This is a genomic window from Photorhabdus akhurstii (genome assembly GCF_018448925.1).
GTDB classification, from domain to species: Bacteria; Pseudomonadota; Gammaproteobacteria; order Enterobacterales; family Enterobacteriaceae; genus Photorhabdus; species Photorhabdus akhurstii.
In genome coordinates this window covers 1-265 of record NZ_RCWE01000153.1, presented here as the reverse complement: position 1 = coordinate 265, position 265 = coordinate 1, and the positions used below count along the sequence as shown (strand labels likewise).

Genomic DNA, 265 nt, shown 5'->3' with positions numbered 1-265 from the left:
TTCGGGTCTATACCCTGCAACTACTTCGCCCAGTTAAGACTCGGTTTCCCTGCGGCTCCCCTATACGGTTAACCTTGCTACAGAATATAAGTCGCTGACCCATTATACAAAAGGTACGCAGTCACCCTGACGAATCAAGGCTCCCACTGCTTGTACGTACACGGTTTCAGGTTCTCTTTCACTCCCCTCGCCGGGGTTCTTTTCGCCTTTCCCTCACGGTACTGGTTCACTATCGGTCAGTCAGGAGTATTTAGCCTTGGAGGAT

Annotated in this window: 1 rRNA gene; it reads right to left on the bottom strand. The window is 50.9% G+C overall.

What is annotated here, in order from left to right:
* Positions 1-265 (bottom strand): 23S ribosomal RNA (locus tag EAE93_RS24155); the annotation flags it as partial.